The organism is Megasphaera coli (genome assembly GCF_900095855.1).
In the GTDB taxonomy this organism is placed as follows: domain Bacteria; phylum Bacillota; class Negativicutes; order Veillonellales; family Megasphaeraceae; genus Megasphaera; species Megasphaera massiliensis_A.
This window is the reverse complement of the sequence record NZ_FMIY01000002.1, coordinates 144,778-160,332: the sequence shown is the minus strand read 5'-3', so window position 1 is coordinate 160,332 and position 15,555 is coordinate 144,778. Positions and strand designations below refer to the sequence as shown.

Genomic DNA, 15,555 nt, shown 5'->3' with positions numbered 1-15,555 from the left:
AAGGACACCTATGTGTATCATAGGTGTCCTTTTATTACGGTTCTATTCTCTTATAAAAAGCGAAGCGGCCTGCGGCACCTACCTCTCGCCACATTCCCGGCAAGCCGCGCTGCACCTGCTCCGGGTGCTGTATATCCGTAATGACCAGGACATTCCTGTCGGGCCGCAAGTCTTCAACGGCCATAAAGGGCATGGCGTTCGTATCCGTCCAGGTCATACTGCGGGGCTTGCATTTTTCTATGTCTTTCCGCGTTTCCAGCCGTCTGACCGGTAAATCCGCATAATATACGAGTGTCGCCGGATAGCGGATACCGTAACTGACAATATCCGTGTTTTCATCACACAAGGACTGCAGCAGCGGCACCGCCTCTTTTCCGGAAGCACATTTCGTCTCCCGGGGTGCTATCATAAACGCCGCACCGATGTAAAAAACGCTCATACCGACCAAAACCGCTTTGCCGTAAGGCCGCAGATGACGGCGCACGTACGGTGCCGCTCCGACGGCAAGCGGCATCATATAAGGGAATGTATAAGTCAGGTATTTAGATGCCATACACTGGAAAACGAGAACTACGACGGCACCCCAAAGAACAAGGAGCCGTTCCGCGTCTCCTGTCGGCAAGGAAAGTCTTTTTTGCCGCAGGCAATGTACCGCCCCGGGTAAACAGAAGAGACTCCACGGGAAAAATCCCGCCGCCCAAATGAGCAAATAATAATAGAATACATTATTCTTCGGATGCTCCGCAACGGTCGCTCGCAGCAGGTTGTGCGTCCCGAGAAAGGTGTCGATAAACGCCTGTCCGTGCAATTGATACATAGGCACATACCAGAAGGAGACGATAAGAAGAAATAAAGCAAAGCCGCCGCATATGTGCGGATTTATGAGAAACTTCAGCCGCCGCTGCAGAAAAAGAAATACAAAAAGAATTAATCCCGGCAAGAGAAAGCCGACAGGGCCTTTCGTCAAAACGGCTATCCCGGCCGTGGCAAAGGCACCGTATAACAACAGCGGCTTGTCTTCGGCATAGGCCACATAAAAGAGCATAATACTTGCAGACATGCAAACTGCCAGGGTCATGTCCGTAATGACCGCATGACCGATATACCAATATTCGAGAGACGTCCCCAAAATAACTGCCGCCGTCGCACCTGTTTCGGCATTATAGAGATACTTGCCGAAAAAGTACGTCATATACACGCCGATTGTTGCAAAAAGAGCCGGAAAGAAGCGGGCCGCAAAGTCCGTAATGCCGAAAAGCTTAAAAGCCGCCATCAGTTCCCAGTAGAAGAACACGGGCTTATCATACCAGTACTGCCCGTATATGCGCGGTGACAGCCAATCTCCGGCGGCCAACATTTCCTTGGCCGTTTCCGTATAATTGACCTCGACCGGATCGGTTACGGCCATTTGCCCGATACCGCTGAAATACAAGATTGCACAAAACAGAGCCAAGCCGAAAAGTATCCGCCGTTCCGAAAAACCCGTATGTTCTTTTTGTCGTTCTGCTGCCATCCTTAACTCCCCTTTTATATTTACTCTGCGTAAGTATAAAAAGAAAAGTTAACGATTTTCTAAACAGATTGTAAACTTTTTCAAATATATATTGAACGTCAACACAGGCAGGCACGCCTGCCTGTTTCGGTATGGCGTACCTGCCCGCTTTGACTGACAGCGTTATATGGGGGAGAAATACGCTGCCCTATATACAAGTAAGAATTTTAAAATTTATACGTCGCCTGGATGCGCGTGTAGTCGCCGATCTTGAAGCTTTCCGGCCCGTAGAGGGTATCGCGCTTGCCGATGCCTTTGGCGTCGAAGGTGTAGAACGCCTTGATGAGGAAATCCTTCGCCGGCACGTAGCCTGCCCCGACGGTGAAGGACTTGATGCCGTCCATGTATCTGTCCGGTACGCCCTCCGTGCCGTTGCCGCCGAAGAAGGAACCGTGCTGGAAGTACTTATAGTCCGCAAAGGCATTCCAGCTGCCGGGCCTATCCGTATCGGCATGGCCGATATCGAAGCGGATCGTCCAGAACCGGGGCGTACCGCCGCGGGCGCGGCCCAGCATGGTGAAGTCGGACATGCCGTTCGTGTGGCTGTACCGCGTGTGGCCGTTCAGATAGCGGCCGAGATCCGTGCGGTTCTGACCCCAGTCGACGGAAACGGACGCATTCGGGCCGAAGCGCCACTTCGCGCCGATGCCGATGACATTGGCAAGATGATCGAACTCCTCGATATCGTTGCCCGTCCCGTGCGCGGCGGCATAGGTATGCGTATCGTCATTGACGGAGCGCAGATACCAGACGGCAAGGCCGACGTTCGGCGTTAGCTCGTGTCTGGCCTGGATAAAGAAAGCCCGGTCAATAGACGGCACCGTATCGCGCCGCAAAACAGTGCCGTTTACAGGCACGATCTTGCCCAATACGGCTTCCAATCCCTTACGCGGCAAACGGCTGCCGTCCTCCGTTTCCAAGCGCAACGCATTGGCGATTTTCTCAAAATATCGTGCCACGGGATACGGAACCTTTGCCCTTTGCGGAAGCGGAATGACACCATTGCCGCCGTCTGTCGCTATCTGGGGTCTTTGTGTACGTGTATCATTTTGCTTCATAAACTCTGTCTTGAGGTCTTGGTCAAAACCTTGGAACGTTTCGCCCGCACCGAGTTTTGACTGTGCGAGGCGCGCAAGTCTGTCGGCCAATGTGCCGCCGTTCTTGTTCCACCACGTGTTCCGATAGGCCGTGCCGTCACACTCAAGCGGTGTGGCATCGTTCCATGACGTTTTTTCCTCTTTCGTCAGAAGCCCCTCCATCTGCTCCGACGGAACATTGCCGATGGTACGGTGGTGCACCGTGCCGTGCGCATCTTTATACGAATACGAAAGACTTGATACGCCGGGAATGCTGGGAGAATAGGCGTCGTAACTTTCCCGTCCGCCCGGTGTTTGAGTGAACATATCATAGATAAACTTCTCTCCGTAGGAAGCCTTGGCGAGACTGAGCATCCGACGGATGATGGCGTACTGTTCCTCTACCGTCGCGGCATTCTTCAGCTGCTAGTAGAAATTGACCATATTGCCCGCATTCGGCACGATTTCTTCGCCCGCGGGATTGTTCCCTGCGTCGCTCTTCAGCCCGAGGAACTCGTCCACGGTCGGAGCACGGTAGAAAAGCTCACGCGTGGCCCGCGTATACGGTGAATCAACAATCCCCGTGCTATGACCGAAATCACCGTAGCCGATACGCACCTGACTGCGGCCGCTCGTCCAGACGGCACGGGCGCCGTCGAATTCCTTGCCGAACCAGTACCCCGTCACGCCCATGAACTCTTTAAGCCGGCCGATAGAAAAGTCCCATTTCTTCACATGCTGCGTTATATCAACCCGTTCCAGCCGCTGATGATTCAGCCCCTTGGAAGAGGAAATTTCATGGGCCGTATCCACGCCGCCTGCACCCGAGGCGCTGCCTATAAGTGTCAGATTCGTGTTGTCGCCTATACGGGCGTTGATCCCCAGCCGCAGCCGCTGTTCAAACCCGTGCTCGGAACGATCCAACATATTCTTTGCGGCATCACTGATATCCGTCGTCGCCGAGGCCGTCGCTGCCGGACGGTTCGTACCGCCGTGACTGTTCCAGCGCGCCCGGTAATCGCCGATCACTTCGACACCCCGTTTTTTAGCAGTATCAAAGGGTTTGGTAATGAAGAAATCATCCTGCTTTGCCACCGTATCTGCCATAGGCTTCTGCCCGCTGCCGTCTTTGCGGAGCGGCTCCGTCGTTTTTTCCGTCCCTGCCGCTGACGGTGATACGGTGCTTTGCGGTTCTCCTTCCTTCGGCGGCTGATAGCCGAATTTCATATTTACGCCGAAGCGGTAGACGCGCCCGCCGAAAGCCCGGTCGTCATCGCAGTGATTGAAGATATTGTCGATACCGAAATAGACAAAGGAATCTTTATCGAATTTCTTTTGAAGCATAATATTCCAGAGGCTGAAGGTCTTTTTTTCATAGCGCTGTTTTTTCTTATCGGCAAACCGGTAGCCGATAATCGATTTCCCCGCATCATTGGGATCAATGCGGGAATACATATAATTGCCGCTGCCTGCCAGGCTGTTGCTGTCCAGCATATGGATATAGTAATTGCCCCAAATCGAGCCGCTCCAGCCGCTCTTCTCGTCCGTATACGTCAAGCCGATATCGATTTTATGCTGCGGTTTGTCGAGGAGCTGCCGCGGCATATCGGGATCGCTCTTGTTGATTGCATGGAGGTACGTATACCCGAGCTTTGCCTTCCAGCGGCGGCCCAGCTTTTGCTCCGCTTCCAGTTCTATGCCGCCTATCTCCGCACGGCCGATATTCTTAAAGCTGTAGATCATATCGGGCGCATACATCCATTTGTCCTGCCCTGCCGGAGTAGACTCGTTGATATAAGGAGAAAAATCCATAAGGGTTCCTGTAAAATAGGTCGTCATATAATTGTTGATGCGGTTATAAAAAAGACCGGCCTTGGCATAGGTATTCTTGTTTTCCCCTTCAAGGGAAATATCGAAGTTGACCGATTTCTCCGGCTTAAGATCGGGATTCCCCTCCCAATACCAGCCCAGCCGTGCCAGGCCGCCGTAAGCCTTGGTATTCATATCCAAAATCCCGTAGCCGACCGGATTGCCGCCGTACATCTCCCAGTTATAGTAAAGCTCACCCATGCCCGGCTCCGTATAGCCCGTGCCGATATTGGCCTTCAAGCGGCGGTGGACGTTGCCCTTCACATTACGCGTCATGCCCAGATTGGCCGTTACATGAGAACCGAAAAGACTGCTGTGATCAAGGCGCACGATCGGCATGAAAAGCGTATCCTTGTTCACCTGCCATGTGTCTTGGATGAATATATGCTCCTTGCGGATGGATGCCTCGCCGATGATTTGTTGATTCGTGCGCTCCCGATATCCCTGCTCAAAGGTCTTGCCGTTGAAATAGACGGTCTTCGTGGTATAGTAATTTTCGACGGCGTTGAACATATTACCGACATTCGGATTCCCCTGGTTCTCGGCTTCTGCCATCAGTCGATTGCCGAAGGCCTGCACTTTGGGGAACAACTCCATGTGCTCTCCCAGTTTTGTATAGGAAAGTTAATTGGTGTTCGGATCCCTGATGAGATCAAATTCTTCCTCGGTGAGTTCCGGCGTGTTCGTGCTGCTGCCGTATTTTTCATAGTTATAGTCCCATTCGAGTTGACCGGCCGCATTGCGCTTCCATTTATAATAATGTATGTTGGAACCGGGTTTTCCCGTCTTTTCGTCGATCTGCAGACTCTTGTCGTAATCCCACGGATCGATGTGGCGCATATAGGTATGCGGCGCATTTTTCAGGCGGCTGCCGCTTCCTTTTTCATAGGTATAGCCGACACCGTAGGTCAACAGATGCCGGTCATTGACCTGCGTGTTGGCCGTCGCCTTGAAATCATATTGGCGATGATCGATATCATCCACGTATTCCAAGGTGTTCTTTCCTTCATAAACGGATTTCGCATAATCACTGCTCAAGGCAACGTCATCCTCGTTCATGCGTGAATAGTTGAATTCCACATCCCAATCCGTACCGCCCCGGTTGTTCCCCTGCCAGGACACATTGTACGTATTGCGGTCCAGCTTCCGTTTGAAGTACTGCAGCGGTTCAAATACAGAATCCGTATGCTTGACATAGCGCTCCAGGTCTTCCGTATAGCGGTTCGCCCTGAGATTTATCGTGTTGTGATCGTCTACATTGTAGCTTGCGGACAGACCGATGTCGGACGTATCACCGTAATACCGGAGCGAATTTTTGATAGTCGCCGCCGTACCGCCGTAAAAGATCTCGGAGGAGGCGGAATGAGTCATTTTTTCCGACGCGTAAATAGGCATGATATCCCGTTTGGTGCCGTAGGCGCTGATACGGAATTTTCCCATTTGCCCCGAATCGGCCCGCAGGAAGAAATTGGAATACGGGAAAAGATCGCCGTTTCCTTTTTCCCGCCGCCCTTCGGCATTGACCTGCAACCCCGCCCGCTTCGACGGCTGCCGGGTCACGACGTTGATAACGCCGCCGATGGCGTCGGCTCCGTATTTGGCGGACGCCGCACCACGGATGATCTCGATGCGCTCCACATTTTCCGTCCCCAGCCGCTGTAATTCGTCGGCAGCACCGTAATATTTGGCAAAATCACCCATGACGGGCTGACCGTCGACGAGAATCAGCGTGTGCCGCGGCTCCGCACCGCGAACGGATACGCCTACGCGCCCCATGGCGTCGACCGTCCGGGTCACGCCGACTTCGTTGAAAATGATGTCTTCGACGGATTTGGCCTGCTTGGCGGCAATGTCCTCCTTGGTGATGATCGTCGTGCTCTGGGACTCATACTTTGCCGCTTCCTTAGCCGCATCGGCCGCTACGACTATGTCCCCTGTCGTAACGTGGGTGTCCCCCCTACAGGACTGTCCGCCGCACAGACGGGCAGGGCCAGCCAGGTCAGGACGGCACACTGCAGGAGAAGATACTTCGTCTTCCTGTTGGCGTGATACTTCATACTTTCGTTCGCCTCCCTCATGTCTTTGATATACTTATTCCATTCCGAACATACGCTATTTATATATTATATTGAGTATAAATATCATTATTTTTATAATATCTGAGACCTATTGTCCTTTCCACTCCATTCGGACCGAAAATAATCCAATCGGACAAAAATTATGAGAAATTCAATGCGTTTTTTGCATAAAAGATACTTTTCTATGTGTTTAAAAAATACATTTATCTCTTATAGACGCATAAAAAGCCGGGGCTTTGGAAGCTCCGGTTTTTTGCGATTTTCTATTCTTCTATACTATTCTGTTCATACGCAGGGTACCACTTCAAGTCGTTTACGACGGCATCGGCATCTGTGACGTTCTTGCCGGCCATGCCGGTCTCGACGGCGCATTTCACTACGGCGACGGCGACAGTATGGGAGAATTCGGCCAATTTTGTCACCGGCGGCAGGACCGCCGCTCCGGGCTGCTTCGTATCGACAATGCCGCCCAAGGAATGGGCGGCGGCGGAGATCATTTCGGTCGTCAAAAGTTTCGCTTCCGCCGCCATGACGCCGAGGCCGAGGCCCGGATAGACCAAGGCGTTGTTGGCCTGCCCGATTTCGTACGTCACGCCCTTATAAGTCACGGGGGCGGCGGGTATCCCCGTCGCAATGAGGCCGCGGCCGTCCGTCCACTCAATAAGATCGGCCGCCTTCGCCTCGGCCAGCTTCGTCGGATTACTGAGAGGGAAAATAAAGGGCCGCTTCGCGTACGACGCCATGCAGCGGACAATTGCCTCCGTGAAGGCGCCCGGAACGGTGGACGTCCCGACGAGAATCGTCGGTTTTACAGCCCTCACGGCAGCTTCCAAGTCAGTCAGTTTATCGGCACGGTCGAACTCGCTTCGCTTACGCACAAAAAATGCCTGCTCCGGTGTAAGGCCCGGCGTATCTTCAAAGAGGAGTCCTTGTTTATCGACCAGGTAAAAGTGTTTTTTCGCTTCTTCCGGTGTAAGGCCCTGCCCCGTCATTTCCATGTAAATCCGCTTGGCAATCCCTGCGCCTGCCGTGCCGGCGCCGAAACACATGTAGATCTGATCGGTCAGTTTCTCGCCGGAAATGCGCAGACCGCCCAGGATGCCGGCAAGTGTAATGATACCCGTCCCCTGAATATCGTCATTAAAGACGGGATAGATCGTATTGTATTTGTTCAGTATATTTGCCGCATTGTTGCGGCCGAAGTCTTCAAAGTGAAGGTAGAGCTTCGGAAAAAGAGTTTCCGCCGTTTGCACGAACTTGTCGATAAAGGCGTAGTATGCGTCACCGCCGACGCGTTCGTGGCGATTGCCCAAGTAAAGAGGGTCTGCCAACAGCTCCTTGCGGTTTGTGCCGCAGTCGAGGACAACGGGTAGTACCGACTGCGGATCTATACCGGCAGCAGCCGTATAGACCATGAGCTTGCCGACGGATATATCGACACCGTTCGTGCCCCAGTCGCCGATACCGAGGATTTCTTCGGCGTCGGAAACGACGATGAGGCGAATATCCCGGCCGGCGGCACCGTTCTTCAATGCTTCTTCCACATTATCCCGAGCGTCGATAGACAGATAGACCGCATTCTGCGGATTCACGAAGAGTTCGCTGTACTGCTCGATGTTTTCCGCAATGACCGGATCGTAGATAATAGGCATGATTTCCGCAATATGATTGCTGCAAACATAGTAAAACAGGGTCCTGTTGGTATCGAATATTTGCATGAGAAACCGTCTTTTTTCCAATCCCGTCGGCTTACCGGAATAGCGCTCATATACCTGCCGTGCCTGCTCTTCTATGGTCTGCACGTGCGGCGGCAGGAGACCGACGAGGCCGAGATTCTTCCGCTCGGCTTGTGTAAAGGCCGTGCCTTTATTTAAAAAGGGATCATTTAAGATATCGTATCCTGTTTTCATTGTATTCTCCTCCTCTGATTGCTTATGTAACATATAAACACCTCCTGCCGAGAGCAGTGCCTATATTGTACCACACTGCAGGCATTGAGAAAAAAACTAGAAAAGCAGCTCTGTTATCGATTCGGTAACGGGGCTGCTTCTAGGCCAATCTATGTAATTATTATTCTTGCTTTCGTTCTCCTGTGCTTTGCCGATACGGATTTACGTATTATCGGCAACGACCGCACCTACCACTGCGCCGATGACAAAGGCGGCCGCTTCATTTCCATGACCGGACGACTCGTGACGGTGTTTCTTAGGCTTGGGCGGCGGTGCTTCATGATGTGCCGGCCGGTCATTCGGCGGCGGCGGAGCGGCATAAACCATAGCCGTACCTCCGGTAAATGTCATAAACGAAGCCGCTACCATCATCATTTTCATCTTTTTGGACAAGCATAACATATCAGTCACACTCCTTTCATCAACTTTTTTGTTGATACTCGGATTATATGAAAACTCGTCTTCCTTTTCAAGTACCCGACGCATATTAAAACTATACTGTAGGAATCACGGAAACTATTTGTAAAATATGGTCGGCGGAACACAGTCAATACCGCTGTATTTACCGCCATTTCATCAGTTCGGCAGACGATTTCGGCAACAATAAAAGCGGCACCGCTCCTGTCGGGAGATGCCGCTTTTATACGCTTTTAATACAGCTTCTTATAGATTTCGTAATAATCCGCCTCCGTGAGAGGGACGAAATTATTGTCGGTCAGCCGTTTTTGGTTAATCGCAACGGAATGTGCAAAATCCTTCAAGTCTCCTTTCGTTACACCGTATTCGTGAAGCGCTTTTTTCGGTAAGATGACGTTGAGAAGATTCTCCAATTCTTCATAGACCCTATGCGTTTCCGTACCCAACATATCTGCCAGAAACGCGTTGAGGACGGCGATTTCCCCATCCCGTTTCCGCTCCATATAAGCATTCATAACGCCTGTAAACATGGCATAATTCGATTCTCCGTGGGCCACGTGATATGCGGTGCCCAAAGGATAGGACAGGGCGTGGACGGCAGCGCATCCGGCATTGCCGAAGGCGATGCCCGCATACGTGGAGGCCAGGAGGAAGTCGCCATGCAAGGGAAACCGCGCCTCCTGCCCGTGTTCCCTAATCTGCATGTAGCCGCCGAGAATCTTTTCCATGGCCTTATAACCGAAAAGCTTCGTCGTTTCCGACGCTTTCGGTGAAAGGGCCGACTCGACGGCATGAACGAGTGCATCAATGGAACTGGCGGCGAAACTGTGCCACGGCAAAGTTTTCAGCAGTTCCGGCACGAGTATCGCCTCGTCCGCATAAAACGCATCTACGGCGAGGCCTTTCTTCGTGTGCCGGCTGTTGAGTGCAAGGACAGCGACATTCGTCACCTCGCTGCCCGTACCGCACGTCGTCGGCACAATCACGAGCTCCCGTCCTTTTTCGGGCAGAACCTTGCCGTCATATAAATCGAGAATCGGGCTGACCTGCTTTAACGTAAAAAATTTGGCCAAATCAATAATCGTACCGCCGCCGACAGCAACAATCCGCTTCGGTTCCCCTTTTATATCCGCATAAATCGCCTCGGCCATATCATCGGACGGCTCACCGGCACCATATTTCTCTTGAAAAACAACTTGGCACGGCATCTCGAATCCGGCAAAATACGAGTCGTAAATATAGCGGTTCGTGAGCAGTAAATCGTCGGCTCCAAGTTCCAAGGCATCCACCAACTGACGACACGACGCATACTGCGAAACCCGCACACGCAACAAAATCTCCTGCATACAAACTCCCCCTTCATAAAACACCGGCTTACGGCCCCATTATACCACAGTGCAAGCAGTGAGCAACGAGAGGCCGTTCCCCCGTATCAGGCCGCAAATACCATTTCCCGGCAGCCGTCTCGACAAGAATCGTATGCAACGGCACTTCATTTATTTCTTGCCACGCCGCTGATATACCCATGTCCGCCACGAGCCGCACATTCTCATTCTTGTAGCCCCGTGTCCGCGACGTATCGCGTCGATTGTAAGAAATCATCACACGGCAAGGCCTCTCCAACGCTTCCAGCAAGAACCGAATCTGTCTGCCGTAGCGCAGGGAATCAACCATATCTCCCATGGCCGGCGCGTAGGCACCGCCTATAACCGCAACGGTCCCGTCCAGCTCTTCCGTCGCCTGCAGGCCCGTACGAATGCAGCCAATACCCTGCTGCAGGAAGTGTTCCTTCATATAGGCGGCGCGGCGTACTCCTTCATCCACCGAAAGGGGCGTGTAATCACCGCTGCCGTAAAGGTCGGCAAGTTCCGTACCGGCAATTACGACGACCGGGTATATGCGCACCATGTCGGGCTTCAGTCTGCAGACACGGGCCGTCGTCTCGGCAAGGCTCGCCCAGTCTTCACCGGGCAGGCCGGGCATGAGCTGATGTCCGACAGTGAAGCCGAAATCCCGTAAGAGAGCCGTCGCCGTCTCGACGTCCGCCGCCGTGTGGCCCCGTTTAGCTGCGGCGAGGACAGTATCATCCATGGACTGGACACCGAGCTCTACCGTTGTCAGGCCGTAGCACTGCAGCCGCCGCAAGATTTCGGGCGTAATGCAGTCGGGACGCGTCGAGCAGCGCAGGCCTCCAATCGTTCCGGACGCCAAGGCCGCATAGGCGGGCGCAAGCAGTTCCTCCTGCAGGCGCACGTCAACAGCCGTAAAGCTGCCGCCGTAAAAGGCGACTTCCCAATGGCGCTTTACGCCGCGTATATAAGCTTCAATCTTGGCGGCCACATCAGCCCCGGTCGGTACGGACTGCCGCCCCGTAATCTTATGCTGGTCACAAAAGACGCACCGATACGGACACCCTAAGTGCGGAATAAATACGGGAATGACCGATTTTTTCATAGAGACTCCTGTGAAAAAAGGCCGATGCTGTCGCATCAGCCTTTTACTTTTCCTGTTATCAGAACGACAAGGCGTCCATTTTTTCCAGTGCCGCATAAGCGGCATGCTGCTCGGCGGATTTTTTCGTCTTGCCCGACCCCGTTCCCATGGTTACGCCGTTGACGACAACTTCCATGAAAAAGGTCTTGTTATGATCCGGCCCTTCTTCATGACAGAGATGATAATGAATATCCTGCGTGCCGTCCCGCTGCAATAATTCCTGGAAATAGGTTTTATAATCTTTACCGTACACACCCTTATCGACAAGCTGCAAGTACTTGTCCAATTGAGTCAGGATAAATTCGCGCGCCGCACTGTATGAAGCGTCCATATAAATCGCTCCGACGACGGCTTCAAAAGCGTCGGCCATAATGCTGTTACGCGTCCGGCCGCCCGTACGCACTTCACCTCTGCCGAGAAGCAAATAGTCACCCATGTGAAAAGCCGCGCACGCACAAGCCAGCGGTTCTTCGCTGACGACACTGGCACGGGCCCTGGTCAACTTTCCTTCGGGCATGTCGGGATAGCGGCGGTACAAGTATTCGCCGACGACCATGTCCAACACGGCATCACCTAAGAACTCTAACCGTTCATTGTGCAGACTGTGATGAGTCTTATCTTCATTCGTATACGACGAATGGGTCAATGCCTGATCGAGCAGTCTCCAGTCCGAAAAAGGATGTAAATGTAATAGTTCTGTAAACCGTTCAAGCTGCTCTTTTCTTGCCTTATTCATTTATAAACACTTCACTTACGCCTCTGTATATTTTTTAAATAACAATGTCGCATTGTGGCCGCCGAATCCGAAGGAATTGGAAATGGCCACCTTTACATCTGCTTCTACGGCCGTATTGGGCACGTAGTTCAAACCGTATTTTTTCAATTCGTCATCCACCTCGACGAGGTTGATCGTCGGGTGCACCTTACCCGTGTAAACGGTCAGGGCGCAGGCAATAGCTTCAACGGCACCGCCTGCACCGAGGAGATGGCCCGTCATGGACTTGGTCGAACTGATAAGCATATCTTTCGCGTGCTCGCCGAATACGCGGGAGATGGCGACCGATTCATTCAAATCGTTAAGGTGTGTCGATGTACCGTGAGCATTGACGTAGTCCACTTCGCGCGTGTCGATATGCGCATCGTCGACGGCAAGCTGCATGCACTTAGACTGCTGCAATCCTTCAGGCGCAGGCGCCGTAATATGATAGGCATCGGCGTTGCTGCCGTAACCGGCAAGTTCGCAATAAATGTGAGCACCCCGTTTACGGGCGTGTTCCAATTCTTCGAGAACGACGACACCGGCACCTTCACCCATGACAAAACCGTCGCGGTCTTTATCGAAAGGACGGGATGCGTGCTCCGGGTCGTCGTTACGCGTGCTCAAGGCTTTCATAGCGGCAAAGCCCGCTACGGCACCGGGAGAAACGGCGGCCTCCGTCCCGCCTGCAACGGCGGCATCGAGCTCACCGCGCTGAATCATGCGGAAAGCGTCGCCAATCGAGTTCGTTCCGGTCGCACAGGCCGTGACGACACTGGCACAGTGCCCTTGCAGGCCGAAGGTAATGGAAACCTGACCGGACGCCATGTTGGCAATCATCTTGGGAACGACGAAGGGATTGACACGGGCCGGGCCCTTGTCGAAGAGGCCTTTGTATAAGTTGTGGAGTGTTTCCATGCCGCCGATACCCGTACCGATAATCGTGCCGATACGGTCGCGGTCTTCCTTCTCCAGATCCATGCCAGAATCGTCCAAAGCCAGTTTCGTCGCCGCTACGGCATATTGTGTGGACGGATCCATGTGCCGCGCTTCTTTGCGGTCAATACTGTAATCGGAAACATTAAAATCCTTGACTTCGCCGGCAATGCGTGCCGTATACTCGGACGCATCAAAACGGGTAATCGGGCCGATACCGCTTTTACCTGCCAACAGTGCCTCCCAAAAAGCGTCTTTACCGTTACCGACAGGCGAAATAACCCCCAACCCGGTAACTACTACACGTTTTTCCAAAATGTTCACCTCATCATTCAAAAATCAGTACCTTATTCGGGAATGGCTTCCATCTCGCGTTTAAGATAAGCAAAAATTTCTTTCACCGATAAAATATCGTGTATTTCCTGCATCCGTCGTCCCGAAAAGACCAGCCCCGTTTCAACATCTCCCTGCTGAGCGCGTGTCAAGGCACGAATAATACAGTACTTGTGACTGCATTTTTTAAGACACGTGTCACACACATCCGGACGCGGCGCTTTTTCCAGGAGAATTTTTTCCGCGAACGGCGTACGGATAGCCTGTCCCGGCAAGCCTACCGGGCTATGCACGACGACGAAATCTTCAGGCTTGTTGGCGCGAAGATAGACCTTCTTCAATTCGTCCGATCCGTTCGCTTCCACGCTGGCGGCAAAACGACTGCCCATTTGCACGCCGTTCGCGCCGAGACGCAGCATGTCGGCAATATCTTCACCGTGCAGGACACCGCCGGCGCCGATGACCGGCAGGTCCACGGCAGCCCGCACTTCCGGCACGATTTCACGACTTGAGCGGTTTGTTCCCAAATGGCCGCCCGCTTCGGCACCTTCCACGACGATTGCCGCGGCACCGAGAGATTTGGCTATTTTAGCTAATTTTGCAGAAGAGACGATGGGCACAATAGGAGTACCCGATTCTTTTCCCCATGCGAACATATCTCGGGAAAAGCCCGCTCCTGCAACAATCAGATCGATTTCTTCATTAATAGCGGTGGTCACAAGGCCTTTAAATTCGCGGGCTGCAACCATCACGTTAATTCCTATTATTCCGGTGGGCGATAATTTTCTCGCCAGTTTTATTTCCGATCGTAATTCTTCAAAGGGCATACCGGATGCCGCAATCAATCCTATACCGCCCTCATTGGCAACGGCAGATGCCAATCTTGCCGTAGACAAACGAATTGCCATGCCGCCCTGCACAATAGGCGCCTTTGCAGTAAGCTTACCGATCTTCAATTCAGGCAGCTTCACTTTACTTTCCTCCAGTCAAGATCCCGAACGGGGACGAGCCCGTGCCCTTCCCCGAAACGGGTCTTATTGCTTGCTTACGCTTTCTTTTCCTTTTCGATATAATCAACCGTATCTTGGACGGTTTTGATTTTTTCTGCAACATCGTCAGGGATTTCAATATTAAATTCTTCCTCGAAAGCCATGATCAATTCAACGATGTCCAAGGAATCAGCGCCTAAATCATCGATGTAAGCAGCTTCCAGCTTAACTTCTTTTTCGTCAACGCCGAGCTGTTCTACAACGATACTTTTAACTTTCTCAAAAGTCGCTTGTTCGCTCATCTTGCTTCACCCCCTTTCGATGTAGTATGAATCATAACAGCATAACCCAATTTATAGTATTACATTACCATGCCGCCGTCAACATTGAGGACCTGGCCCGTAATGTATCCGGCCTTGTCGGAAGCGAGAAAGACAACTGCCTGGGCAACTTCTTCCGGCGCCGCAGTCCGGCCGAGAGGAATAGCCTTGATCATTTCTTTTTTGACCTCATCACTGAGGACCGCCGTCATGTCCGTATCAATACAGCCGGGCGCCACCGCATTGGCCCGAATGCCGCGGGAGGCCAGTTCTTTGGCGACGGACTTGGTAAAGCCGATAACGCCTGCTTTCGCAGCGGCATAATTCGCCTGACCGGCATTTCCGGTCTGACCGACGACGGACGTCATATTGATGATAACGCCGCAACGCCGCTTCATCATGATTTTCGTCACACCCTTAGTACAATAGTACATACCTGTCAGGTTCGTATCGATGACGGACTGCCAATCGGCGGTCTTCATACGCATGAGAAGACCGTCGCGCGTAATGCCCGCATTGTTTACGAGGATGTCTACAGTGCCGAATTTCTCCTGTACCGCCGCAATCATGGCCGTAACGGCCCCCTCATCAGCCACGTCGCACTGCATGGCCGCAGCCGTGCCGCCGGCTTTTTCAATGATACCGACCGTTTCTCCCGCCGCCGCCGTATTTCCGGCATAAATGACGGCAACTTTCGCACCTTCTGCCGCCAAGGCGACGGCAACGGCGCGGCCGATACCGCGGGATCCGCCCGTGACGACAGCCGTTTTATCCTGTAACAACATA

General features: G+C 52.7%; 13 protein-coding genes. All 13 read right to left on the bottom strand.

Translation table 11 applies throughout. The features are described from left to right. Nucleotides 1–34: 34 nt before the first annotated feature. Nucleotides 35–1,513 carry an ArnT family glycosyltransferase gene (locus tag BQ2674_RS01190; RefSeq protein ID WP_075572054.1) on the bottom strand — a complete coding sequence of 493 codons (1,479 nt, stop codon included), beginning with the start codon at nucleotides 1,511–1,513 and terminating at the stop codon, nucleotides 35–37. Nucleotides 1,514–1,719: 206 nt separating this feature from the next. Continuing rightward, nucleotides 1,720–3,003: a putative porin gene (locus BQ2674_RS08775; protein WP_235828783.1), complete on the bottom strand. Its 1,284-nt coding sequence runs from the start codon at nucleotides 3,001–3,003 to the stop codon at nucleotides 1,720–1,722. A 51-nt stretch (nucleotides 3,004–3,054) separates the two neighbouring features. After that, nucleotides 3,055–5,094 (bottom strand): TonB-dependent receptor plug domain-containing protein, encoded by a 2,040-nt coding sequence (locus BQ2674_RS08770; RefSeq protein WP_235828782.1) that lies wholly within the window; start codon nucleotides 5,092–5,094, stop codon nucleotides 3,055–3,057. 27 nt (nucleotides 5,095–5,121) lie between these two features. Beyond that, complete coding sequence (locus tag BQ2674_RS08765; protein ID WP_235828781.1) at nucleotides 5,122–6,510, bottom strand: TonB-dependent receptor plug domain-containing protein; 1,389 nt, start codon at nucleotides 6,508–6,510, stop codon at nucleotides 5,122–5,124. Nucleotides 6,511–6,838: 328 nt separating this feature from the next. After that, entirely contained in the window at nucleotides 6,839–8,518 is a 1,680-nt protein-coding gene (locus BQ2674_RS01180) for a malolactic enzyme (RefSeq protein ID WP_075572053.1), read from the bottom strand. A gap of 168 nt (nucleotides 8,519–8,686) precedes the next feature. Then, nucleotides 8,687–8,926: a hypothetical protein gene (locus BQ2674_RS01175; RefSeq protein ID WP_075572052.1), complete on the bottom strand. Its 240-nt coding sequence runs from the start codon at nucleotides 8,924–8,926 to the stop codon at nucleotides 8,687–8,689. A 248-nt stretch (nucleotides 8,927–9,174) separates the two neighbouring features. Continuing rightward, nucleotides 9,175–10,287 (bottom strand): 4-hydroxybutyrate dehydrogenase, encoded by a 1,113-nt coding sequence (locus BQ2674_RS01170; protein WP_075572051.1) that lies wholly within the window; start codon nucleotides 10,285–10,287, stop codon nucleotides 9,175–9,177. A 28-nt stretch (nucleotides 10,288–10,315) separates the two neighbouring features. Beyond that, nucleotides 10,316–11,395: an elongator complex protein 3 gene (locus BQ2674_RS01165; RefSeq protein WP_075572050.1), complete on the bottom strand. Its 1,080-nt coding sequence runs from the start codon at nucleotides 11,393–11,395 to the stop codon at nucleotides 10,316–10,318. A gap of 58 nt (nucleotides 11,396–11,453) precedes the next feature. Beyond that, nucleotides 11,454–12,170, bottom strand: coding sequence for a ribonuclease III (gene rnc / locus BQ2674_RS01160; protein WP_075572049.1), 717 nt, complete (start codon nucleotides 12,168–12,170; stop codon nucleotides 11,454–11,456). Between the two features lie 15 nt (nucleotides 12,171–12,185). Next, on the bottom strand, nucleotides 12,186–13,442 hold the full coding sequence (gene fabF / locus BQ2674_RS01155; protein WP_075572048.1) for a beta-ketoacyl-ACP synthase II: 1,257 nt from the start codon (nucleotides 13,440–13,442) through the stop codon (nucleotides 12,186–12,188). 32 nt (nucleotides 13,443–13,474) lie between these two features. Continuing rightward, complete coding sequence (locus BQ2674_RS01150) at nucleotides 13,475–14,431, bottom strand: NAD(P)H-dependent flavin oxidoreductase (RefSeq protein WP_187364796.1); 957 nt, start codon at nucleotides 14,429–14,431, stop codon at nucleotides 13,475–13,477. A gap of 74 nt (nucleotides 14,432–14,505) precedes the next feature. Next, nucleotides 14,506–14,751: an acyl carrier protein gene (locus BQ2674_RS01145; RefSeq protein ID WP_075572046.1), complete on the bottom strand. Its 246-nt coding sequence runs from the start codon at nucleotides 14,749–14,751 to the stop codon at nucleotides 14,506–14,508. A gap of 59 nt (nucleotides 14,752–14,810) precedes the next feature. Continuing rightward, a complete protein-coding gene (gene fabG / locus BQ2674_RS01140) occupies nucleotides 14,811–15,554 on the bottom strand; it encodes a 3-oxoacyl-[acyl-carrier-protein] reductase (protein WP_075572045.1) in 744 nt (247 codons plus the stop codon). Nucleotide 15,555 lies beyond the last annotated feature (1 nt).

Bases quoted from the DNA above. Each gene is read 5' to 3' on its own strand.
- BQ2674_RS01165 (WP_075572050.1), bottom strand. From the start codon at position 11,395: ATGAAAAAATCGGTCATTCCCGTATTTATTCCGCACTTAGGGTGTCCG.
- BQ2674_RS01175 (WP_075572052.1), bottom strand. From the start codon at position 8,926: ATGTTATGCTTGTCCAAAAAGATGAAAATGATGATGGTAGCGGCTTCG.
- fabG (WP_075572045.1), bottom strand. From the start codon at position 15,554: ATGTTGTTACAGGATAAAACGGCTGTCGTCACGGGCGGATCCCGCGGT.
- BQ2674_RS01180 (WP_075572053.1), bottom strand. From the start codon at position 8,518: ATGTTACATAAGCAATCAGAGGAGGAGAATACAATGAAAACAGGATAC.
- BQ2674_RS08770 (WP_235828782.1), bottom strand. From the start codon at position 5,094: ATGGAGTTGTTCCCCAAAGTGCAGGCCTTCGGCAATCGACTGATGGCA.
- BQ2674_RS01145 (WP_075572046.1), bottom strand. From the start codon at position 14,751: ATGAGCGAACAAGCGACTTTTGAGAAAGTTAAAAGTATCGTTGTAGAA.
- BQ2674_RS08775 (WP_235828783.1), bottom strand. From the start codon at position 3,003: ATGCTCAGTCTCGCCAAGGCTTCCTACGGAGAGAAGTTTATCTATGAT.
- rnc (WP_075572049.1), bottom strand. From the start codon at position 12,170: ATGAATAAGGCAAGAAAAGAGCAGCTTGAACGGTTTACAGAACTATTA.
- BQ2674_RS01170 (WP_075572051.1), bottom strand. From the start codon at position 10,287: ATGCAGGAGATTTTGTTGCGTGTGCGGGTTTCGCAGTATGCGTCGTGT.
- BQ2674_RS01190 (WP_075572054.1), bottom strand. From the start codon at position 1,513: ATGGCAGCAGAACGACAAAAAGAACATACGGGTTTTTCGGAACGGCGG.